Genomic DNA, 22,613 nt, shown 5'->3' on the forward strand with positions numbered 1-22,613 from the left:
CGGCGAAGCGCTGGTTGGCTTCGAGCCTTGTCTGTCAAGCGGTCTCATTGGCTTGCGCGGCTTTCTGTGCGCGCGTTGCCAGTCAGTGACTTCGCCGTCCCAAAAATAGGCGCCGCGCTAAACTGTCGCCTCTGCCAAGTGTCGGCCTTGACCGGTCAGCCTTGACCTATAAGCCGTCCATCACCGTCTGGAAGTTTCAATGAGCGAAACGGATCTGTCTGTGTCCACCATCCCCAACGCGCGCGATGCCGTGCGCGCACTGCGTCCTTCGCAGATCCGTGAAGTGGCGAATGCCGGTTTCGGCGTGGCCGATGTGCTGCCTTTCTGGTTTGGCGAGTCCGACCGGGTGACGCCGGCCTTCATTCGCGACGCCGCTAGCGCCGCGTTGGCCGCGGGCGCCACTTTCTATACGCACAATCTTGGTATCGCGCCGCTGCGCGCGGCGCTCGCAGACTACGTCAGCGCGTTGCACGGGGCGACGTCGCCCGATCACATTGCGGTGACCAGCGCCGGCGTCAACGCGCTGATGCTGGCCGCGCAGCTGGTGGTGGGCGCGGGTGACCGTGTCGTTGCGGTTACGCCGCTGTGGCCGAATCTGGTGGAAATTCCCAAGATTCTGGGCGCGCACGTGGAAACTGTCGCGCTGGGTTACGGTGAGCGCGGCTGGCAACTCGATCTCGAGCAATTGCTGGCGGCGCTGACGCCGGGCACAAAGATGCTGCTGATCAATTCGCCGAATAACCCGACCGGCTGGGTGATGAGCCGCGACGAGCAGCGCGCCGTGTTGGCGCATTGCCGCCGCCTCGGCATCTGGATCGTCGCGGACGAGGTCTACGAGCGTCTCTATTACGCAGACGCCGAACCTGGTGCGGGCGGCGTCCCTTCCCGCACTGCGCCGTCGTTTCTCGATCTGGCCACGCGCGACGAGCGCGTGATTTGCGTGAATTCGTTTTCCAAAGCCTGGCTGATGACCGGGTGGCGGCTCGGCTGGATCGTCGCACCAGTCTCGCTAATGGACGATCTGGGCAAGCTGGTCGAATACAACACCTCATGCGCGCCGGCTTTCGTCCAGCAGGCGGGCATCGCCGCGGTTCAGCAGGGCGAGCGCTTCACGCAGGAACTGGTGCTCGACCTGAAGGCATCGCGCGACCATTTGGTGCAGGCGCTATCCGCGGTGCCGGGTGTCGATGTAAAGGCGCCACCCGGGGCGATGTATCTGTTTTTCTCGATGCCGGGTGCATCGCGCAGTCTCGATCTATGCAAGGCCATGGTGCGCGAAGTGGGCCTCGGCGTGGCGCCTGGCAGCGCGTTTGGCCCGCAAGGCGAGGGCTTCGTGCGCTGGTGCTACGCCTGTGACACGGCGCGGCTGGACGCGGGTGTCGAGCGTCTGAAGCGATTCCTGGCGCAACCCGGCACGCATTGAGCGGTGGCGGAAAAGGCGGCCGGTCTGGTTTAAGGGCTCATTTCAGACCGATTCTCGTGAATTTCGGCCTACTTTTTCGCGAAAGCAAGCGGGTCAGGGCATTGCTGAAAAATGCGCCGGGGATTTCGTCTTTACGCACCGGTTGTTTTTGCGTAATATGGCGCTCAGTCACGCGATTCCTTTCAGGAATATCGCTGCTCCGTCCGGCTGGGTTTGGCTCGATTGCCTGTTTCGCCACCCCCCGGTGCGTGCTCCCATCAATATGACCGATCAGAATCGGGCGAGCGCGTCTTCAGTTCCACATCGTCTGTTTGATCCGGTTCTTTGACCACAGGGTCTGACCTAGCTGCATGAATACCCAAGAGGCGAAGATCGTCCTCGAGACTGCCTTGATCTGCGCGCAGGAGCCGTTAAAGCTCGGCGATTTGCGCAAGCTCTTTGCCGACGGCGTGTCGGCAGACACTGTTCGGAATTTGCTCGAAGACCTCAAGCAGGATTGGTCGGGGCGCGGTGTGGAGTTGGTCGGGCTGGCATCGGGCTGGCGATTTCAAAGCAAGCCCGCGATGCGTTCGTATCTGGATCGTTTGCATCCTGAGAAACCGCCGAAATATTCGCGCGCGGTACTCGAGACGCTGGCGATCATTGCGTACAGGCAACCGGTCACGCGCGGCGATATCGAAGAGATTCGCGGCGTTACGGTGAATACGCAGGTCGTCAAGCAACTCGAGGATCGCGGCTGGATTGAAGTGATCGGCCATCGTGATGTGCCAGGCCGTCCGGCGCTGTACGCGACTACGCGGCAATTTCTCGACGACCTCGGTTTGAAGGCGCTCGACGAATTGCCGCCGCTCGCCGATCCGTCGGCGCAACTGAACGCGGATTTGCTCGGTCAGCATGCGATCGAATTTTCCGAGGTCGAGGCCGCGCAGACCTTGGCATCGGGCGAAGATGGCGAGCCCGAAGCGTCGGCGGATTCAGCCGCAGGCGAGGCAGCCGCTGAAGCGGATGAGCTTGCCGGCGAGATGGACGAGGCAGCGCATAGCGCTGCGGATGTGGCGCCGGCACCTGAGTTGCATCCGGATGCTGCTGCAGCTCCGGTTGCGCAAGAAGATGCCGAAGCGACAAACGTTGAACCGCAGGCCGGCGCAGTCGAGCCTGCACTGAATCACGATCCGGTCTCCCAGACCGATCCGGCACTACCCGCGCACGACTCGGGCGTGCTCCGCGATACGGAGCATGCCGCCGAGCCGAACCCGACCACGGCGGCGCACGGCGATCCTGAGGATCGCCGCGATGCCGCACAGGACGCAGGCATTCTGACCGACGACGAACCCGAGTCGCGCAGCGCCTGACGTAACCGAATTTTTTTGCCGCGCCCGCAATGGGCGCGCGCGACCTGACATTTTGAGGTTGTTTTGACACATACCCACGACACCGATTCGTCCGAATCCGAGCGCGCCGTGCCGTCGGCGCGCGCCGACGAAGCGCGCACCACGCAAGCGTCGTCAGGCGAGGGCGAGCGCCCGGCGCAGACCACGGAAGCAGACGGTGAAGACCGTCCGCGCCGCGGCCTGCGTCGCGGGCCGCGCAGCCTGATCGCGCGGCGCCGCGCCGGAGCGAAGACGAAGGGCGCCGAAGGCGCGCCCGCGCAAGGTGCGCCGGCCGTCACCGAAGCGCCGCCGGACGGCGAGGTGGTCGCTCAGGTGCGCATGCCGCGCAAGGATGGCGGCGCCAAAGGGCAGGGCCCGCGCCGCAATGCAGGTGGGGCGAAGCGCGAGGGCGGTCAACGAGAAGGGGCGTCCCGCGAGGGCGGACCCCGCGAAGGTGGGCAGCGCGAAGGGGGCCGTGGCGAGCGTCAGCCGCGTGAAGGCGGTCAACGTCAGAATCGCCGTGGCGGCGAAGCCGCGGCGGCAGTCGCAACCGAAGCGAGCCCGGACGACCTGTTCTCGTACGTCACGTCGCCCGCATTCGATGCGGACAACAGCACCACCGGCGGCGTGCGCGCGCCGATGCTGCGCCGTGGCAAGCCGGCCGCGCCCAAGCGTGTTCTCGCTGCGGACGACGACGCGCCGAAGCTGCACAAAGTGCTGGCCGAAGCCGGTATGGGTTCGCGCCGCGACATGGAAGAACTGATCGTCGCCGGCCGCGTGTCGGTGAACGGTGAACCGGCTCACATCGGCCAGCGCATCATGCCGACCGACCAGGTCCGCATCAACGGCAAGCCGGTCAAGCGCAAGCTGGCCAACAAGCCGCCGCGCGTGCTGCTGTATCACAAACCGACCGGCGAAATCGTCAGCCATGCCGATCCGGAAGGCCGCCCGTCGGTGTTCGACAAGCTGCCGCCCATGAAGACCGCCAAGTGGCTCGCGGTCGGCCGCCTCGACTTCAACACCGAAGGTCTGCTGATGCTGACCACGTCGGGCGATCTGGCAAACCGTTTCATGCATCCGCGTTACAGCGTCGAGCGTGAATATGCGGTGCGCGTGGTCGGCGAACTGGCGGAAGGCATGCGCCAGAAGCTGTTGCACGGCGTCGAGCTGGAAGACGGCCCGGCGAATTTCCTGCGCATCCGCGATGGCGGCGGCGAGGGCACCAATCATTGGTATCACGTCGCGCTCGCCGAAGGGCGTAACCGTGAAGTGCGCCGCATGTTCGAGGCAGCCGGCCTGATGGTCAGCCGCCTGATCCGCACGCGTCATGGCCCGATCTCTTTGCCGAAGGGCTTGAAGCGCGGTCGCTGGGAAGAGCTGGAAGACAATCAGGTGCGTGCGCTGATGGCGTCGGTCGGTCTGAAGGCGCCGACGGAAGAAAAGGGCGGCCGCAGAGAGGCGCCGGAACGTAAGCAGCCGGATCCGATGCAAACATCGATGGGTTTCATCAGCCGGGAACCGGTGCTGATGTCGCATGGCCGTTTCGACCAGCAGCAGCCGCGCGGTCAAGGCCGTCGCGGCGCGGCGGGTGGGGGCTTCGGTGGTGGTGCGGGCAGTGGCTTTGGCGCCGGCGGCGGTGGCGGTTATGGCAACCGCGGCGCTGGGCGTAGCGCCGGTGGCTTTGGCGGCCCAATGAGCGGTGGCGGCGGTACGGGCGGTCCGCGTGGCGGCCGTGGCGATGTCGACGGTAATCGTGCGCCGTCGGGAAATGGTAATCGTGCGGCTGGCGGTGGCAAGCGCGCTGGCGGCCCGGGCGGCAATCCGGGCGGCGCTAGTCGCGGACCGGCTGGCAATCGCGGCGGTAACGCCAACCGCGCCGGCGGCAACGCCAACGCGGGCGGCGCCAATCGTGGTGGCGGCGCGCCGCGCGGTCGCTCGCGAGGCCGTTAAGCTCCAGGCGACGTCAGCATGAGGGTTGGCCGCTGATCGTTCCTCAACGATTTGCGCCTCGCCACCGTCAGAATCGTTCGACGGGCGCCGCGGGTTTCATGTAACCCATAAAACCGCGGCGTGCGCATAAGTAGGGGCAGAGTTTGTTGCCCCTGCTTGTCAGCCGCGGGTCCGGGGCGGTTCAGGGACGGCGCAAGCCGCCTTGCAAAAGGCCTGAAGCGCCGCCATATCGTCGAAAGATTCCCATGAAATCAAGCGGAAATGCGCTTCGTACGGCGTTCTGCGGTTTGCGTTTGTCCCGAAAAATGGCTACAATCGCGGAGTCGCTGGGCGTGCGGCTTTTCATGTGCGGCTCAGGTGCGACCACCGGTAATAAGATGATGGGCGTTTAGCCCATTTTTTTTTGCCGCTCAGTTCTAAGTGGTTCGGCATCTCGGGTAGCACGAACGTGCGCCGGCTTGGCGCGCGGCCCGCATTGGTGTTTGCAGACAAACCCGGCAGGTCTCGCCGCGCGAACATCTTAGAGGGCACTGTGCAACTGACGGAACTGATTGAAACCACGGTCGTGGGACTCGGCTACGAGCTGGTCGATCTCGAGCGCACCGGGCGCGGCAGTTTGTGTATTTATATCGACCAGCCGGCCGGCATCGCGATCGAAGACTGCGAGAAAGTCACGCGTCAGCTCCAGCACGTTCTGACGGTCGAAAATATCGATTACGAGCGGCTTGAAGTGTCGTCGCCGGGTCTCGACCGCCCGCTGAAAAAACTGGCGGATTTCGAACGCTTCGCAGGCAGCGAAGTGGTAATCACATTGAAAAAGCCATTGGACGGACGGAAATCGTACCGGGGCATTCTGCATGCTCCAGAAGGCGAGACGATCGGTCTGGAATTTGAAGGGAAGGAAGGCGCCGCGATGCTCGATTTCACCGTCGCGGATATCGATAAGGCACGCCTCGTTCCGAAAGTTGACTTTAGGAGCCGCAAACAATGAGTCGCGAAGTGTTGATGCTGGTGGATGCGCTGGCACGCGAGAAGAACGTCGATAAAGACGTGGTATTTGCCGCGCTCGAGGCGGCCCTCGCTTCGGCCTCCAAGAAACTCTTCGAAGAAGACGCGGACATTCGCGTCCAGATCGACCGTGAAAGCGGCGAGCACGAAACGTTTCGCCGCTGGAAAGTGGTGCCGGACGAAGCAGGCCTGCAAGAGCCGGATCAGGAAATCCTGCTGTTCGAAGCACGCGAGCAGAAGCCGGAAATTCAACTCGACGAATACATCGAAGAACCGGTGCCGTCGATCGAATTCGGCCGTATCGGAGCGCAGGCCGCCAAGCAGGTGATCCTTCAGAAGGTGCGCGACGCGGAACGCGAGCAGATCCTGAACGACTTCCTCGAGCGCGGCGAGCACATCATGACCGGCTCGGTGAAGCGCCTGGACAAGGGCAACTTCATCGTCGAAACCGGCCGTGTCGAAGCGTTGCTGCGCCGCGATCAGCTGATTCCGAAGGAAAATCTGCGCGTGGGCGACCGCGTGCGCGCCTATATCGCCAAGGTCGATCGCACCGCTCGCGGTCCGCAGATCGAACTGTCGCGTACGGCGCCCGAATTCCTGATGAAGCTGTTCGAAATGGAAGTGCCGGAAATCGAGCAGGGTCTGCTGGAAATCAAGGCGGCGGCGCGGGATCCGGGCGTGCGCGCCAAGATCGGCGTGGTCGCTTACGACAAGCGCATCGATCCGATCGGCACGTGCGTCGGTATCCGCGGTTCGCGCGTACAGGCCGTGCGCAACGAGCTCGGTGGCGAAAACGTCGACATCGTGCTATGGTCGGAAGATCCCGCTCAGTTTGTGATCGGCGCCCTCGCGCCGGCAGCCGTCCAGTCGATCGTCGTCGATGAAGAAAAGCATTCGATGGACGTCGTCGTAGACGAAAACGAACTGGCGGTCGCGATCGGCCGCAGCGGCCAGAACGTGCGTCTTGCCAGCGAACTCACCGGCTGGCAGATCAACATCATGACGCCGGACGAATCTGCGCAAAAGCAGAATCAGGAACGCGGTGTACTGCGCGACCTGTTCATGGCGCGTCTCGATGTCGACGAAGAAGTAGCCGACATCCTGATCGACGAAGGCTTTACGAGCCTCGAAGAGATCGCTTATGTGCCGCTCAACGAGATGCTCGAAATCGAAGCATTCGACGAAGACACCGTTCACGAACTGCGTAATCGCTCGCGCGATGCGTTGTTGACGTTGGCGATCGCGAATGAAGAAAAGGTCGAGAATGTTGCACTCGACCTGAAGAGCCTGGACGGCATGGATGCCGACCTGCTCGCCAAGCTTGCCGAACATCAGATCCAGACGCGCGACGAACTCGCCGAGCTGGCTGTGGATGAACTGGTCGAAATGACCGGAATGGAAGAGGATGCCGCTAAGGCGTTGATCATGAAAGCACGTGAACATTGGTTCCAGTGAGAAATGACCATGGCGCACTAAATTGACCGCGGCCGTTAGGCCGCATGACAAGATGCTAACCGCAAGGAATCGGTCCTTGCATTAAGAGGAATGAATGGCGAGTAACAACGTAGCCCAATTTGCCGCGGAACTGAAAATGCCTGCAGGCGTGCTCCTTGAGCAGCTTCAGGCAGCAGGCGTCACGAAAGCGAGCGAAGACGACAGCTTGTCCGAAACGGACAAGGCGCGTCTGCTCGACCACTTGCGCAAGTCTCACGGCTCGACTGATGCGGACAAGCGCAAGATCACGCTGACGAAACGGCATACGTCGGAGATCAAGCAATCCGACGCGACGGGCAAAGCTCGCACCATTCAGGTCGAGGTGCGCAAGAAGCGCACCTTCGTCCGCCGCGACGAAGCCGCCGGTGAAGGCGGTGATGCATCGAATCATGTGGCCGAGGCTGAGGCCGACGTCGACGATCTCGAACTCCAGCGCCGTGAAGAGGAAGCGCGTCACGAAGCCGAGCTGCTCGAAAAGCAGGCTCAGGAGTTGAAGGCGCGTCAGGAACAACTCGAACGCGAAGAAGCCGAACGTCAGGCGCGCGAGCAGGCTGCTGAAGCCGAGCGGCGTCGGGCGGAAGAAGAGGCAGCGAAGAAGCGCGCGGCGGCTGCGGCCGAAGCGGCTGCTCGCGCACAGGCTCAGCAGGCTGCGAAGCCGGCGCAGGCTGCCCAGCCGTCGGCTAAGGCTGAACCTGTCGCGGCCAAGGCTGCGGAACCGGCGGTCGCCAAGGAAAGCGAGCAGGACGACGAGCGTGCTGCGGCAGAACGCGCGGCACAACGCGAAGCGGCGAAGAAAGCGGAAGACGCAGCGCGTCAGGCCGCCGAGAAAACGCGCGCCGAGCAGGAAGAAGTCAGCAAGCGCCGTGCGGCGGCAGAAGCCGAAGCGCGTGCGATTCGCGAAATGATGAACACGCCGCGCAAGGCGCAGGTCAAGGCGCCGGAACCGGCACCGAAGCCCGCTGAGCCGGTCAAGCCGGCGGAAGCCAAGGGCACGCTGCACAAGCCGGCGCGTCCGGCGGGTGAAGCGCCGGCACGTCCGGCCGCCAAGAAGCCGGCTGCTGCGGCTCCGGCTGCAACGACCACGCCGTCGGCTGGCGACAAGAAGAAGCCGGGCGGTGGCAAGGGCGGCTGGCAGGACGACGCAGCAAAGCGCCGCGGTATCAAGACGCGTGGCGATTCGAGCGGCGGCGTCGATCGCGGCTGGCGCGGCGGCCCGAAGGGTCGCGGCAAGCATCAGGATCAGAACACCACGTTCCAGGCGCCGACCGAACCGATCGTGCGTGAAGTGCACGTGCCGGAAACCATCACGGTCGCCGATCTGGCGCACAAGATGGCGGTGAAGGCATCGGAAGTCATCAAGTCGATGATGAAGCTCGGCCAGATGGTCACGATCAACCAGATGCTGGACCAGGAAACGGCGATGATCATCGTCGAGGAACTGGGCCACCACGCGGTTGCGGCCAAGCTGGACGATCCGGAAGCGATGCTGGTCGAAGGCGAAATCACGGACGCAGAAGCACTGCCGCGTCCGCCGGTCGTCACGGTCATGGGTCACGTCGACCACGGCAAGACCTCGCTGCTCGACTACATCCGCCGCGCCAAGGTTGCAGCGGGTGAAGCGGGCGGGATTACGCAGCACATCGGCGCGTATCACGTCGAAACGCCGCGTGGCGTCATCACGTTCCTCGACACGCCGGGTCACGAAGCCTTTACGGCCATGCGTGCTCGCGGTGCCAAGGCAACCGACATCGTGATTCTGGTGGTCGCAGCCGACGACGGCGTGATGCCGCAAACGAAGGAAGCGATTGCCCACGCGAAGGCAGGCGGCGTGCCGCTCGTCGTCGCAATCAACAAGATCGACAAGCCGGATGCAAATCCGGAGCGCGTCAAGCAGGAACTCGTCGCGGAAGGCGTCGTGCCGGAAGAATACGGTGGCGATTCGCCATTCGTGTCGGTGTCGGCTAAAACCGGCGCGGGCATCGACGACCTGCTCGAAAACGTGCTGCTGCAAGCCGAAGTGCTGGAACTGAAGGCACCGGTCGAAGCGCCGGCCAAGGGTCTCGTTATTGAAGCGAAGCTCGATAAGGGTAAGGGTCCGGTTGCAACGATCCTGGTCCAGTCGGGTACGCTGAACCGCGGCGACGTGGTGCTGGCAGGTAGCGCTTACGGTCGCGTGCGAGCCATGCTCGACGAAACCGGCAAGCCGACCAAGTCGGCAGGCCCGTCGATCCCGGTTGAGATTCAAGGTCTGTCGGAAGTCCCGCAAGCTGGCGAAGAAGTCATCGTCATGCCGGACGACCGCAAGGCGCGTGAAGTCGCGCTGTTCCGTCAAGGCAAGTTCCGCGACGTCAAGCTGGCCAAGCAACAGGCCGCGAAGCTCGAGAACATGCTGGAACAGATGGGCGAAGGCGAAGTGGCGTACATGCCGCTCATCGTCAAGGCCGACGTGCAAGGTTCGCAGGAAGCTTTGGTGCAGTCGCTGCTCAAGCTCTCGACCGACGAAGTCCGCGTACAGATCGTGCACGGCGCGGTCGGCGGCATCAGCGAGTCGGACGTCAACCTGGCTACGGCTTCGAAGGCGGTCATCATCGGTTTCAACACACGTGCGGATGCACAGGCGCGCAAGCTGGCGGAAGCGAACGGCGTCGATATTCGCTACTACAACATCATCTATGACGCAGTAGATGAAGTGAAGGCCGCGATGTCGGGCATGCTGGCACCGGAGAAGCGCGAAGTCGTGACGGGTACGGTCGAAGTGCGCCAGGTCTTCAAGGTACCGAAGATCGGCGCGGTGGCCGGCTGTATGGTCACGGACGGTTTCGTCAAGCGCTCGTCGTCGGTGCGCGTGTTGCGCAACAACGTCGTCATCTTCACGGGCGAGCTCGATTCGCTCAAGCGCTTCAAGGACGACGTCAAGGAAGTCCGTCAGGGCTTCGAGTGCGGTATGTCGATCAAGAACTTCAACGATATCGTCGAAGGCGATCAGTTCGAAGTCTTCGAAGTTACCGAAGTCGCGCGTACGCTGTAATTCACGCGGCATTGGCTCAACGGGCGGAGCGGGCTTAAGCGCCCGCTCCGCCCGTTGTTTTTGGGCCCACGCATTGTGTCGCGTATTGCGCCCCGCGGTGGTTAGCGCTGCTATCAAGCCGCTCATTGCCGTCCGGGCAATCACCACCTCGGCTCGCGCGAACAACTTTTTTGCATCCGTCAGAACGGATCACACAAATATCATGGCTAAAAAACGTTCTTCTCCCAATCGCAACGTGCAGATCGCCGATCAGATCCAGCGCGACCTGTCCGAGTTGCTGCGCGAGGTCAAGGATCCGCGCATCGGTCTCGTCACGATTCAAAGCGTCGAGCTGACGCCCGACTACGCGCACGCGAAGGTCTACTTCACGACGCTGACCGGCGACCCGCAACAGACGCTCGAAGCGCTCACGCACGCGGCCGGTCATCTGCACAATCAGCTGTTCAAGCGCCTGCACATCCATACCGTGCCGACGCTGCATTTCCATTACGATCAGACGATCGAACGGGCCGTCGAAATGTCTCGTCTGATCGACGAGGCGAACGCTAATCGCGCGAAAGAAGACTGAGCGCGCTGTTATCCGCGTTCCGCGGTTTTACTGCCTCAGTGGCAGTTCAATTCGCGCTGTTTCCGACCACTTCGAAGACCCTGTCTTTCTGACATGACCGCACCTCAACGCCCCCGCGTGCCGCGTCGCGCACTCGACGGCGTGCTGCTGCTCGACAAGCCGCTTGGCCTGTCAAGTAACGACGCGCTGATTCGCGCCAAGCGTCTCTATCTGGCCAAAAAGGCGGGCCACACCGGCACGCTCGATCCACTCGCCACGGGTCTCTTGCCGCTGTGTTTCGGCGAAGCGACCAAGTTTTCGCAAGACCTGCTCGAAGCCGACAAGACCTACGAGGCGACGATGCGCCTCGGTATCCGCACGACCACCGGCGACGCCGAAGGCGAGGCGATCGACACGCGCGACGTGACGTGCGATCAGGCCGCCGTCCAGGCGGCCATGCAGAACTTTCTCGGTGACATCGTCCAGGTCCCGCCGATGTATTCGGCGCTCAAGCGTGACGGCAAGCCGCTCTACGAATACGCGCGTGCCGGCCAGACGGTCGAGCGGGAAGGGCGTCAGGTGACGATTCACGCGCTCGAGTTGCTTGCCTGTGCGTTGCCCGATGTGACGTTTCGCGTGACGTGCAGCAAAGGCACGTACGTGCGCACCCTCGCCGAGGATATTGGCGAAGCGCTCGGTTGCGGCGCGCATCTGGTCGCGCTGCGGCGTACTGGCGTAGGCGCGCTGACGCTGGAGAATTCGGTGACGCTCGACGCGTTGTCCGACGCGACGGAGAGCGAGCGCGATACGTGGCTGCAACCGGTCGATGCATTGCTGTCCACATTCCCGCTCGTCGCACTGGACGAAGACGCGACCCGTCGCTTCCTGCATGGACAGCGGCTGAAGCTCTCCGAGTTGGCCATTACGGGCGAGGCGGTGAATGCGCCGCGCGTGCGCGTGTATGCCGCGGACGGGCGTCTGCTTGGCGTCGCGAAGCAAGGCGAGGGTGTGCTGGCGCCGGAACGGCTCGTGGTCACGGCCGCGAGCTAGCGCGGGAATTCAGCATCGGCACGCAAGTGAGCTAACGCGAAGACCGGCAACGTGGCCGCGGCGAGGCAATGAGTGTTGCCGTAGTCGCAAGCTGGGCGAGTGTTGACGCTGCCACCCACGGCAGTGGGCCAAGCCGAAACGTCAGCAGCAACAAAAAAGGCGGGACCGTTCAACAGCGGTCCCGCCTTTTTTACATCGACATCCAGCCCGGTGCACGGACGGAAGCTAAAACCTCAATGCGCCGCCGCGGCCGCCGCACCCGCATCACCACCGGCGCGTTCCGGCTTTGCCATCCAGATCAGCGCGATCAGCGCGACAAAGATCCCCGCCGACACAAAGAACAGATCGTTCACGCCCAACTGCGCGGCCTGCTGCGTCGCCATCGTGTTGAACAGGCCATACGCCTGCGGCTGGCTGTAGCCCGCCGCACCCATCTGCCGGATCGACTGATCGAACACCGGGTTGTACGCGCTCGCCTGCTCGGCCAGTTGCGCGTGATGCATGATGGTGCGGTGATCCCATGCGGTCTGGAAAATCGACGTGCCAATACCGCCGCACATGATCCGCACGAAATTCGACAGGCCCGACGCAGCCGGAATCCGGTTGCCTGGCAAACCCGACAGCGTGATCGACACCAGCGGGATGAAGAACCCGGCCATGCCGATCCCCTGAATCAACGTGGGTAGCAGCAGCGAATAAGTATCGACGCCGGTCGTATAACGTGAGCGCATCCAGAAACACAGTGCGAACACGAGGAACGACAAGGTCGCGATATAGCGCGGATCGGTGCGCGGCAGCACCTTGCCGGTGATCGGCGACAGCAACACCGCGAACAGGCCGACCGGCGCCATCACGAGACCCGCTTCGGTGGCGGTGTAGCCGATATCGGTTTGCAACCACAACGGCAACAACACGAGGTTGCCGAAGTAGAGCCCGTAGCCGATCGACAGCGCAACCGTGCCGCTCGTGAAATTGCGCCGGCTGAAGAGCGACAGATCGACCACCGGATGCTCGGCCGTCAATTCCCACACGATGAAGAACGCGAGTGAAATCACCGCGACCAGCGCCAGCACGACGATGGTGGTCGACGAGAACCAGTCGAGGTCTTTGCCCTTGTCGAGCATCACTTGTAACGAGCCGACCCAGAGGATCAACAGGCCGAGACCCACGCCATCGATCGGCGCCTTTTTGACGACCGAATCGCGGTTGCGGAAGATCGTCCACGTTGCCACGGCGGCGATCGCGCCGACCGGAATATTGACGTAGAAAATCCACGGCCACGAGATGTTGTCCGAGATCCAGCCGCCGAGAATCGGCCCGGCCACCGGCGCGATCAGCGTGGTCATTGCCCACATCGATAGCGCCATCGGCGCCTTGGCGCGCGGATAACTGGCGAGCAACAGCGTTTGCGACAGCGGAATCATCGGGCCGGCCACCGCGCCTTGCAGTACGCGCGAGGCAAGCAGGAACGGCAGGGTGGGCGCGAGACCACACATCCACGACGAGATCACGAACAGAATGATCGACGCCATGAACAGGCGCACCTGGCCGATACGGTCGGTAAGCCAGCCGGTCAGCGGCACAGAGATCGCGTTCGCCACCGCGAACGACGTGATGACCCACGTACCCTGGTCGGACGACACCCCGAGATCACCCGAAATGGACGGGATCGACACGTTCGCAATCGACGTGTCGAGCACGTTCATGAACACGGCGAGCGACACCGCGATGGTGCCGATCACCAGTTGCGCGCCCTCGAGCGGCGGATGAGGGACTTGCGCCTGAGCCTGAGCCATTAAAAAAACCTTCTATGAATCGTCGTGCCGCTTACATCAGCTTCGCGGCGGGCTTGGCAGCGCTGCTTTGAAGCGATTTCTGCGAACCGCCGTTCGGACCTGCGTTTTCCGAAATGATGCGGGCGATTTCAGCGTCGGCCTGGTCGCCGTACTTGTCGAACACGTTGGTCTGATAGACCGTGTTCGGCGCCTGGCCGAGCTGGCCACCGTTGTCGTCCTTGATGCTCACGTCGGCTTGCATCGACAGGCCGATACGCAGCGGATGCTTTTCAAGTTCCTGCGGGTCGAGCGCGATCCGTACCGGCAGGCGTTGCACCACCTTGATCCAGTTGCCGGTTGCATTCTGCGCGGGCAGCAGCGAGAACGCCGAACCCGTGCCCGCCGAGAAGCCGACCACCTTGCCGTGGTACACCACCGACGAACCGTACACGTCGGCCGTCAATTCGACCGGCTGACCGATGCGCATGTGCTTCAGTTGCACTTCCTTGAAGTTCGCATCGACCCACACACCGCCCAGCGGCACGATGGCCATCAGCGGGGTGCCCGGCGAGACGCGCTGGCCCACCTGCACCGAGCGCTTCGCGACGTAGCCCGTGACCGGCGCCGGCAGGTTGTTACGCGCGTTGTTCAGGTACGCGTCGCGCACCTTCGCGGCGGCAGCCTGCACGTTCGGGTGATTGGCGATCGTGGTGTTGGCGGTCAGTGCGCGGTTCGACGCCAGTTGCTGCTGGGCGGCGTCGACAGAGGCCTGCGCGCTCTTCACGGCGTCGCGAGCATGCGAGATTTCTTCCGCTGACACGGCGCCGGTTTGCGCAACCGTCAAGCGGCGCTTCAGGTCGTCCTGGGCACGCGACAGATCGGACTGACGCTGGGCAACTTGCGCCTGGTACTGATTGTCGTCGGCAAACAGACCGCGCACCTGGCGCACCGTCTGCGCGAGATTCGCTTCGGCCTGTTCGAGCGCGACGCGCGCGTCGGCCGGATCGAGCACGACGAGCGGGTCGCCGGCCTTCACGGTTTGCGTGTCGTCCGCGTTCACGGCGATCACCGTGCCGGTGACTTGCGGCGTGATCTGTACGACGTTGCCGTTCACGTACGCGTCGTCGGTGTCCTCGTGGAAGCGTGCGTCGAGGAAGTAGTAAAGGCCGTAGGCGACCGCGGCGATCAGGATCACGATGACGAGCAGCGTCATCATGCGCTTGCGTTTGCCGTTGTTCGCCGGCGGTTGGGCCGGTGGCGTCGGCTGCGGGGCCGATTGAGCCGGTTGTGTAGTAGCCGCGGGCTGTTGGGTGGTGCTCATTGATGTGCTCCGGGTTCTCTCAAGCGTCGTCGTTTATTCGGATGTTCGTGCGAGTGTGGCGCGCGTCGGTGTGGCTTCAGTTTGCAGCGGCGGTCGCGGTGGTGGCTGATGCCGCGGCGGCCGATGCCGGGGCATCGGTCGGCACCACAAGACCCGTTTGCGTTGCGTCGAAACCGCCGCCGAGTGCCTTGATGAGGCCGATCTGCATATCGCGGCGGCGCATCTTCAGGCCCGTGACCGTCTGTTCGGCGGCAAGGCGGTTCTGGTCGGCGGTCAGCACCTGCAATTGCGGCGACAAACCGGCCTTGTAGCGGATCACTGCCAGCTGATAAGCCTTGGTCGACGCGTCGAGCGCGCGTTGTGCGTCGCCCGATTGCTGGTCGATCGAACGGATCGACGACACTTGCGTCGCGACGTCCGACAGGGCGCTGATCAGCGTCTGGTTGTAGTTCGCCACATCGAGGTCGAAGTCTGCGTAGCGGCCCTTCAACTGCGAGCGCAGCGCGCCGGCGTCGAAGATCGGCAGGTGAATCGCCGGGCCGAACTGGATCTGGCGGCTTGCCGAGGTGAGGAAACGGCCCCAGCCGAACGCATCGAAACCGAAACCGGCGGCGAGGTTGATGTCCGGGAAGAACTCGGCCTTCGCTTCCTTCACGTCGTGCAGCGCGGCTTCGACCTGCCAGCGTGCGGCGACGATATCCGCGCGGCGCGCCACGAGGTCGGCCGGCAGATTGTTCGGCAGCACGACCGTGTCGCCGGTGGTCAGGGCCGGCTTGGCGATCTGCAGGCCGCGATCCGGGCCCTTGCCGAGCAGCGCACCCAACTGATAACGCACCACAGTGATCTGGCCGTCGAGATCGGTCAGGTTCGCCTGGCTGGTCGCGATGTTGCCGTTCGCGGTTTGCCGTTCGACGTTGGTATCGAGGCCGGCGGTGACGCGGCCGTTGGTGATGCGGCCGATGTCCTGCCGGTTGGCGATTTCGCGCGCGGCGATGTCGCGATAAGCGTACAGCTGGGCAAGCTGGTTGTACGTGCTCGCCACGGAGGCGGCGAGCGTCACGCGCGCCTGCTGCATGTCGGCTTCAGCGGCCTTTTCCTGTGACACGGCCTGGCCCAGACGCTCGCGGTTCTTGCCCCACAGGTCCAGATCCCACGACGCGCTTGCCAGCACGTTGTTTTCGCTATACCAGGTGCCGCCGTACGGAGGCGGGTAGAGCGCGTTTGCCGAGAACAGCTCGCGATTCCATGAGTAGCTGCCGTTGACCTTCGGGTACAGCGCCGAGCGCGAGCTTTCAATGTACGAGGAAGCCTTGGCGAGGCGTGCCTGCGCCTGTGCGATCGACGGGCTGCCTTCCAGCGCTTCTGCGATCAGCTTCGGCAGTTGGGGGTCGCCGAACTGGTTGGCCCAGTCGAGCGACGGCCATTGACCGCCCTGGCCGGACAGGCTCTGGGTGGACTCGTACTGAGCCGGCGACGAGATCTGCTTGTCGCTCTTCATGCCGAAGTAGTTCGCGCACCCCGTGAGGGCGAGCGCTGTCACCGCTGCGGCGACAGCGGCCCTGCTCGAAAGCGCGGGCGCGGACAGGGAAAGGGATTTCATCGCTCGACTCTTTGAGTGGAATGTAATGATGGACACTGCAAGCAATTTATTACGATTTGCTGTCAAAATTGCTTGCTGCATCACGGGTTAGTCCCGGTGGCTGCTCGCCGGAATTGACGAGTACGCGGCGCAGCATGCTCTTCAGGAAGCCCACCTCTTCGGGGGTGAAACCGCCCAGCAGACTGTCCAGCACACCGTTGAAAATGCCGGGCATTCTGGCCGCGATCGCATGGCCTTCCGGTGTCAGCGCGAGTCGTACGACCCGTCGGTCTTCGTTGCTGCGCACCCGTGTCAGCAGGCCGCGCTTTTCCAGTCTGTCGACCAGACGCGTGACGGCGCTTGCGTCAATACCGTATTCACGGGCCAGTTCGGCGGCCAGCAGGCACTTGCCGCTCGCCACCATAAACAGGATGCTGCCTTGCTGACTGGTGATGCCCAGCTCAGCCATGCTGCGCTGGGTGACCAGGTTCGATACAGTCGATTTCACCCGCGAGATCAGATAGCCGACGCTTTCGCCTAGCTGATACTCGCTGAGGTCTGAGTCGGGTGTTGAGGACGGATCCGTCATGATTCTCGTGCGAATGCAATGGTTGACTAGGCAGGATTATAGGCAGCGGTTGATTGACGCGGCAAGCGTTATTACAGCTTAGGCAAGGAACTTTTTCGGCTCAAGGCACAATGCACGCGGGTTTGCGTAGGGTTTCGCCGAAATGGCGTGGGTCTGTTTCCTACGCGCCGATGCATGGAAGACGGCGGCGCCATCAGGGAATACCCAGAAAGCTTCATTTCGCCGTGCTATAATGTTGGGTTCCCAAAAGTGCGCTTTGGGCTTTGTTGGCTTCGTACACAATGCTGCTGCTGGCGCACTCAACTGTCTCCAGGTTCCTATGACTCGCGCCCTACGCAACATCGCCATCATTGCTCACGTCGACCACGGCAAGACCACGCTCGTCGACCAGCTGCTCCGCCAGACCGCCACGTTCCGCGACAACCAGCAGGTTGTCGAGCGCGTGATGGACTCGAACGACATCGAAAAGGAACGTGGCATCACGATTCTTTCGAAGAACTGCGCGGTCGAGTACGAAGGCACCCACATCAACATCGTCGACACCCCGGGCCACGCCGACTTCGGCGGTGAAGTGGAGCGCGTGCTGTCGATGGTCGACTCGGTGCTGCTGCTGGTCGATGCGGTCGAAGGCCCGATGCCGCAAACGCGCTTCGTGACCAAGAAGGCGCTGGCGCTCGGCCTCAAGCCGATCGTCGTGATCAACAAGGTCGACCGGCCGGGCGCGCGGATCGACTGGGTGATCAACCAGACGTTCGACCTGTTCGACAAGCTGGGTGCAACCGACGAACAACTCGACTTCCCGATCGTCTACGCCTCGGGCCTGAACGGCTATGCCGGCCTGACGCCGGACGTGCGCGAAGGCGACATGCGCCCGCTGTTCGAAGCCGTGCTGCAACACGTGCCGGTTCGCCCGGCCGATCCGTCCGCGCCGCTGCAACTGCAGATCACGTCGCTGGATTACTCGTCGTATGTCGGCCGTATCGGTGTCGGCCGCATTACGCGCGGCACGATCAAGCCGGGCATGTCCGTCGCTGTGCGTTCGGGCCCCGACGGCGCGATCCTGAATCGCAAGATCAACCAGGTTCTGTCGTTCAAGGGGCTGGAGCGCGTGCAGGTCGAGTCGGCTGAGGCCGGCGACATCGTGCTGATCAACGGTATCGAAGAAATCGGCATTGGCGTGACTATCTGCTCGCCGGAACAGCCGGAAGCCCTGCCGATGATCACCGTCGACGAACCGACCCTGACGATGAACTTCCTCGTCAATTCGTCGCCGCTGGCCGGCCGCGAAGGCAAGTTCGTCACGAGCCGTCAGATTCGCGACCGCCTGATGAAGGAACTGAACCACAACGTCGCGCTGCGCGTGAAAGAAACGGGCGACGAAACCACGTTCGAAGTGGCGGGCCGTGGCGAGCTGCACCTGACCATCCTGGTCGAAAACATGCGCCGTGAAGGCTACGAACTGGCCGTGTCGCGTCCGCGCGTGGTGATGACGGAAGTCGACGGCGTGAAGCACGAGCCGTACGAAAACCTGACGGTCGACATGGAAGACGGCCACCAGGGCGGCGTGATGGAAGAGCTGGGCCGACGCAAGGGCGAAATGCTGGACATGGCGTCGGACGGCCGTGGCCGTACGCGTCTCGAGTACCGTATTTCGGCGCGTGGCCTGATCGGCTTCCAGTCGGAATTCCTGACGCTCACGCGCGGCACGGGCCTGATGAGCCACACGTTCGACTCGTACCAGCCGGTCAAGGAAGGCGCGGTGGGCGAGCGTCGCAATGGCGTGCTGATCTCGCAGGACGACGGCGCGGCCGTGGCGTACGCACTGTGGAAGCTGCAGGATCGCGGCCGTATGTTCGTGTCGCCGGGCGAGCCGCTGTACGAAGGCATGATCATCGGCATTCACAGCCGTGACAACGACCTGGTCGTGAACCCGATCAAGGGCAAGCAACTGACCAACGTGCGTTCGTCGGGTACGGACGAAGCAGTGCGCCTCGTGCCGCCGATCCAGATGTCGCTGGAATACGCGGTGGAATTCATTGACGACGACGAACTGGTCGAAGTCACGCCGCAATCCATCCGTCTGCGTAAGCGTTACCTGAAGGAACACGAGCGCCGCAGCGCCAGCCGTAAGGGCGCAGTGGACTAAATCAGCGCCGGCCCTAATCCAGCCAGGGTAAGCGGCATGCTGTCAGGCAAAAGCCACCTTCGGGTGGCTTTTGTCATTTCTGGCGCCAGTGGCATTCGCGGAGTGGTAGCCGGTAATTTGCGCCCGGTCCCGAGGATCACCCGCAGCTGTTGGTTGTAGTTGTTCGCAGTTGGCATTCCGTTTGTCCCCGTTTCTCGCAGAAGACTGTTGCGAGGGCTGGGTAATGCAGCTGAAAGCCCGTCCTGACGGGCTTGAGCGGCAATCCGTCTGCTATCTGCACTATCCGTTCTGTGATATGCTCCCCGGGTGCAAAGTTTTAGGTCCTTCCAAGCAAGACTTGATTCGCGCAATCCGCTAAACGGTCAGGCCGTGTCGCGGAAGGTTCTGTAACCCGCTATTTCTCGAGAAGCTCGAAGAAAGGTGAGCGTAAAAATGATGAAGCAATTCCAGTCGAACTCTTATCTGTTCGGCGGCAATGCTCCGTACGTAGAAGAAATGTACGAAGCGTATCTCGATAATCCGGCGTCAGTGCCCGAGAACTGGCGCAGCTATTTCGACGCGTTGCAGAACGTCCCTGCATCGGATGGCAGCAATGCCAACGACGTGGCCCATGGCCCGATCGTCGAATCGTTTGCGCAACGGGCCAAGGCTAATGCCTTTATCCCGCGCACGGCGGCCGGCGGCGAAGATCTCGCTACCTCCCGCAAGCAAGTCTATGTGCAGTCCCTCATCGGCGCATATCGCTTCCTCGGCTCGCAATGGGCCAATCTCGATCCCCTGAAGCGCCGCGAACGTCCCGCTATCCCCGAACTTGAACCCGCGTTCTACGACTTCACCGAAGCCGACATGGACCAGGAGTTCAGCGCCACGAATCTGTATTTCGGATTCGAGCGTGCATCGCTGCGCGAGATCGTCAAGGCCCTGCGTGACACGTACTGCGGCACGATCGGCGCCGAGTACATGTACATCAGCGATCCGGAACAGAAGCGCTGGTGGAAAGAGAAGCTCGAGTCGATCCGTTCGACGCCGAACTTCTCCAAAGAAAAGAAGAAGCACATCCTGAATCGCCTGACGGCCGCTGAAGGCCTCGAGCGCTTCCTGCACACCAAGTACGTCGGCCAGAAACGCTTCTCGCTCGAAGGCGGCGAAAGCTTCATCGCGTCGATGGACGAAGTCGTGCGTCATGGCGGCGCCAACGGCGTGCAGGAAATCGTCATCGGCATGGCCCACCGTGGCCGTCTGAACGTGCTGGTCAATACGCTCGGCAAGATGCCGGCTGACCTGTTTGCCGAATTCGAAGGCAAGCACGTCGACGACCTGCCGGCCGGCGACGTGAAGTACCACAAGGGTTTCTCGTCGGACGTTTCGACCGAAGGCGGCCCGGTTCACCTGTCGCTCGCGTTCAACCCGTCGCACCTCGAAATCGTCAACCCGGTGGTCGAAGGTTCGGCGAAGGCCCGTATGGACCGTCGCGGCGACGACAGCGGCCTGCAAGTGCTGCCGGTGCAGATCCACGGCGACGCGGCTTTCGCTGGTCAAGGCGTCGTGATGGAAACGCTGAACCTCGCGCAAACGCGTGGTTACGGCACGCACGGCACGCTGCACATCGTCATCAACAACCAGATCGGCTTCACGACGTCGGACCCGCGCGACTCGCGCTCCACGTTGTACTGCTCGGACGTCGTCAAGATGATCGAGGCGCCGGTGCTGCACGTGAACGGTGACGATCCTGAAGCGGTTGTGCTGGCTACGCAGCTGGCGATCGACTTCCGGATGCAGTTCCACAAGGACGTGGTTGTCGACATCGTCTGCTTCCGCAAGCTGGGTCACAACGAGCAGGACACGCCGGCGGTTACGCAGCCGCTGATGTACAAGACGATTGCCAAGCATCCGGGCACGCGCGCGCTGTACGCTGAAAAGCTGGTGCAACAAGGCGTGATCACCGCGGAAGAAGGCGACGAATTCGTCAAGGCCTACCGCAAGGCGATGGACGAAGGCCACCACACGGTCGACCCGGTGCTCTCGAACTACAAGAGCAAGTACGCGGTGGATTGGGTGCCGTTCCTGAACCGCAAGTGGACCGATGCAGCCGACACGGCAGTGCCGCTCGCTGAGCTGAAGCGCCTTGCTGAGCGCGTCACCACGATCCCGGAAAACTTCAAGGTTCACCCGCTGGTCGAGCGCGTCATCAACGACCGTCGCGCAATGGGCCGCGGTGAAGCGAAGCTCGACTGGGGCATGGGTGAGCACCTTGCATTCGCATCGCTGGTCGCATCGGGCTACGCCGTGCGCCTGACCGGTCAGGACTCGGGCCGTGGCACGTTCACGCACCGTCACGCAGTGCTGCACGATCAGAACCGCGAACGCTGGAACGACGGCACGTATGTGCCGCTGCAGAACATCGCCGAAGGTCAGGCGAAGTTCACGGTGATCGACTCGGTGCTGTCGGAAGAAGCGGTGCTGGGCTTCGAATACGGTTACTCGACCGCTGAACCGAATACGTTCGTCGCGTGGGAAGCGCAGTTCGGCGACTTCGTGAACGGCGCGCAAGTCGTGATCGACCAGTTCATCTCGTCGGGCGAAGTGAAGTGGGGCCGCGTCTCGGGTCTCACGATGCTGCTGCCGCACGGCTATGAAGGTCAAGGTCCGGAGCACTCGTCGGCACGTATCGAGCGTTTCCTGCAACTGTGCGCAGACCACAACATGCAGGTCGTTCAACCGACCACGCCGGCGCAGATTTTCCACCTGTTGCGCCGCCAGATGATCCGCTTGTTCAGGAAGCCGCTGATCGTCGCTACGCCGAAGTCGCTGCTGCGTCACAAGGAAGCCGTGTCGGATCTGTCCGAACTGGCGAAGGGCGCATTCCAGCCGATCCTCGGCGAAATCGACGAAGCGATCGAGCCGAAGAAGGTCAAACGCGTGGTGGCCTGCTCGGGCCGCGTGTACTACGACCTGCTGGCGCATCGCCGTGAATCGAAGTCGAATGACGTCGCGATCATCCGTATCGAACAGCTCTATCCGTTCGCGCATAAGCAGTTCGAAGCGGAAATGAAGAAGTACGACAACGCGACCGAAGTGGTCTGGGTGCAGGACGAGCCGCAGAATCAAGGCCCGTGGTTCTACATCGAGCACCACCTGAAGGAAGGCATGAAGGAAGGGCAGAAGCTGGCATACAGCGGACGTCCGGCTTCGGCCTCGCCGGCAGTCGGCTACTACGCGAAGCACTACGAGCAGCAGAAGGCGCTGATCGAAGGCGCTTTCGGCCGTCTCAAGAGCGCGTCGATCGCTAAATAAGGAAAACAGACGAACCGGGAAAGCGCGCTGCGCTTTCCC

General features: G+C 62.7%; 14 protein-coding genes. 10 read left to right on the top strand and 4 right to left on the bottom strand.

Features of this window, described 5'->3' with window-relative positions; translation table 11 throughout:
• The first annotated feature begins 199 nt into the window (after positions 1-199).
• From PQQ95_RS14700 to truB, 8 genes are all read left to right on the top strand, one after another.
• Positions 200-1,423, top strand: a complete 1,224-nt coding sequence (locus tag PQQ95_RS14700) for a pyridoxal phosphate-dependent aminotransferase (protein ID WP_408438112.1) — start codon at positions 200-202, stop codon at positions 1,421-1,423.
• A gap of 350 nt (positions 1,424-1,773) precedes the next feature.
• A complete protein-coding gene (gene scpB, locus PQQ95_RS14705) occupies positions 1,774-2,775 on the top strand; it encodes an SMC-Scp complex subunit ScpB (RefSeq protein WP_408438113.1) in 1,002 nt (333 codons plus the stop codon).
• A gap of 63 nt (positions 2,776-2,838) precedes the next feature.
• Positions 2,839-4,743, top strand: coding sequence for a 23S rRNA pseudouridine(2605) synthase RluB (gene rluB, locus PQQ95_RS14710; RefSeq protein WP_408438114.1), 1,905 nt, complete (start codon positions 2,839-2,841; stop codon positions 4,741-4,743).
• A gap of 532 nt (positions 4,744-5,275) precedes the next feature.
• Positions 5,276-5,734, top strand: coding sequence for a ribosome maturation factor RimP (gene rimP, locus PQQ95_RS14715; RefSeq protein ID WP_408438221.1), 459 nt, complete (start codon positions 5,276-5,278; stop codon positions 5,732-5,734).
• Positions 5,731-7,206: a transcription termination factor NusA gene (nusA, locus tag PQQ95_RS14720; RefSeq protein ID WP_115782614.1), complete on the top strand. Its 1,476-nt coding sequence runs from the start codon at positions 5,731-5,733 to the stop codon at positions 7,204-7,206. The genes rimP and nusA overlap by 4 nt, the downstream gene beginning before the upstream one ends.
• A 94-nt stretch (positions 7,207-7,300) precedes the next feature.
• Positions 7,301-10,273: a translation initiation factor IF-2 gene (infB, locus tag PQQ95_RS14725; RefSeq protein ID WP_408438115.1), complete on the top strand. Its 2,973-nt coding sequence runs from the start codon at positions 7,301-7,303 to the stop codon at positions 10,271-10,273.
• 202 nt (positions 10,274-10,475) lie between these two features.
• Positions 10,476-10,841, top strand: a complete 366-nt coding sequence (gene rbfA, locus PQQ95_RS14730; protein ID WP_325043011.1) for a 30S ribosome-binding factor RbfA — start codon at positions 10,476-10,478, stop codon at positions 10,839-10,841.
• A 93-nt stretch (positions 10,842-10,934) separates the two neighbouring features.
• On the top strand, positions 10,935-11,870 hold the full coding sequence (truB, locus tag PQQ95_RS14735; RefSeq protein WP_408438116.1) for a tRNA pseudouridine(55) synthase TruB: 936 nt from the start codon (positions 10,935-10,937) through the stop codon (positions 11,868-11,870).
• Between the two features lie 233 nt (positions 11,871-12,103).
• Here truB and PQQ95_RS14740 read toward each other — a convergent pair whose 3' ends face one another.
• The 4 genes from PQQ95_RS14740 to PQQ95_RS14755 all read right to left on the bottom strand — a co-directional run bounded on the left by PQQ95_RS14740 (position 12,104) and on the right by PQQ95_RS14755 (position 17,134).
• A complete protein-coding gene (locus PQQ95_RS14740; RefSeq protein ID WP_408438117.1) occupies positions 12,104-13,666 on the bottom strand; it encodes a DHA2 family efflux MFS transporter permease subunit in 1,563 nt (520 codons plus the stop codon).
• Between the two features lie 31 nt (positions 13,667-13,697).
• A complete protein-coding gene (locus PQQ95_RS14745; RefSeq protein ID WP_408438118.1) occupies positions 13,698-14,966 on the bottom strand; it encodes an EmrA/EmrK family multidrug efflux transporter periplasmic adaptor subunit in 1,269 nt (422 codons plus the stop codon).
• 76 nt (positions 14,967-15,042) lie between these two features.
• The gene (locus tag PQQ95_RS14750) at positions 15,043-16,566 is read right to left on the bottom strand and encodes an efflux transporter outer membrane subunit (protein WP_408438119.1); all 1,524 of its coding nucleotides are present in this window, start codon (positions 16,564-16,566) and stop codon (positions 15,043-15,045) included.
• 49 nt (positions 16,567-16,615) lie between these two features.
• Positions 16,616-17,134 carry a MarR family winged helix-turn-helix transcriptional regulator gene (locus PQQ95_RS14755; protein ID WP_408438120.1) on the bottom strand — a complete coding sequence of 173 codons (519 nt, stop codon included), beginning with the start codon at positions 17,132-17,134 and terminating at the stop codon, positions 16,616-16,618.
• A 319-nt stretch (positions 17,135-17,453) separates the two neighbouring features.
• Between PQQ95_RS14755 and typA the strand changes: the two genes are divergently transcribed.
• Together typA and PQQ95_RS14765 are read left to right on the top strand one after the other, a co-directional pair.
• The gene (typA, locus tag PQQ95_RS14760; protein WP_408438121.1) at positions 17,454-19,280 is read left to right on the top strand and encodes a translational GTPase TypA; all 1,827 of its coding nucleotides are present in this window, start codon (positions 17,454-17,456) and stop codon (positions 19,278-19,280) included.
• A 432-nt stretch (positions 19,281-19,712) separates the two neighbouring features.
• Positions 19,713-22,574 carry a 2-oxoglutarate dehydrogenase E1 component gene (locus PQQ95_RS14765; RefSeq protein WP_408438122.1) on the top strand — a complete coding sequence of 954 codons (2,862 nt, stop codon included), beginning with the start codon at positions 19,713-19,715 and terminating at the stop codon, positions 22,572-22,574.
• Positions 22,575-22,613: the final 39 nt, after the last annotated feature.

This window comes from Paraburkholderia caffeinilytica (assembly GCF_046030355.1).
Taxonomy (GTDB): Bacteria; Pseudomonadota; Gammaproteobacteria; order Burkholderiales; family Burkholderiaceae; genus Paraburkholderia; species Paraburkholderia caffeinilytica_B.